This is a genomic window from Vibrio sp. 1288, assembly GCF_033344475.1.
Genome location: NZ_JAWPOX010000270.1, coordinates 1 through 876, shown reverse-complemented (window position 1 = coordinate 876; position 876 = coordinate 1). Strand labels below are relative to the sequence as shown.

Below are 876 nucleotides of genomic sequence, written 5' to 3'. Positions count from 1 at the left end.
GGCTCAAACACATCTGAGCTCGTCTTCAACAATTGCAAAGTACCTAGAGAAAACATTCTCGGAGCACTCAATTTTGGCGTCGAAGTATTGATGAGTGGGCTTGATTACGAGCGCGTTGTTTTAGCTGCTGGCCCACTCGGCATTATGCAAGCGTGTATGGATATCGTCGTCCCCTACGTGCATGAGCGCAAACAGTTCGGCAAATCCATCGGCGAGTTTCAGCTTGTGCAGGGCAAATTGGCCGACATGTACTCACGTATGCGCGCTGCAAAAGCGTACGTCTACACCGTCGCGGCGGCTTGTGATCGTGGTGAATGCACGCGCAAAGATGCCGCCGGGGTGATTTTGTACAGCGCAGAATTGGCGACACAAATGGCGCTCGATGCCATTCAACTACTCGGCGGTAATGGCTACATCAATGAATACGCAACCGGACGCCTTCTGCGTGACGCAAAACTGTATGAAATTGGGGCAGGAACCTCCGAAATTCGCCGAATGCTCATCGGGCGCGAATTGTTTGAGGAATCACGCTAGCTCCTGATTCACTCGCTAGGAAAAGGAAGTCATCATGGCCATCATAAAAAGCAAAACCAAGCCAACTGACGAGCTGTTTCTTTCTAACCAAGCCGCGATGGAAATGCTGGTTGAAAAGCTGCAAAAAGACATTGCCACCATCAAACTCGGTGGCGGCGAACGTGCCATTGCTCATCAGCGACAAAAAGGAAAACTCCCGGTTCGAGAACGAATTTCACATTTGCTCGATGATGGCAGCAACTTCCTTGAAATCGGTCAGTTCGCCGCTTGGCAAGTGTACGATGAGTCCATCCCATGCGCAGGTGTCGTGGCTGGCATCGGCATGATCGAAGGAGTTCAATG

2 protein-coding genes are annotated in these 876 nt (G+C 51.0%); both read left to right on the top strand.

Features of this window, described 5'->3' with window-relative positions:
• Positions 1 to 534: acyl-CoA dehydrogenase family protein (locus R8O11_RS26155; RefSeq protein WP_318194731.1), on the top strand; the 534-nt coding region annotated here is incomplete at its 5' end.
• A gap of 34 nt (positions 535 to 568) precedes the next feature.
• A partial coding sequence (locus R8O11_RS26150; RefSeq protein WP_318194730.1) for a carboxyl transferase domain-containing protein occupies positions 569 to 876 on the top strand: 308 nt, incomplete at its 3' end.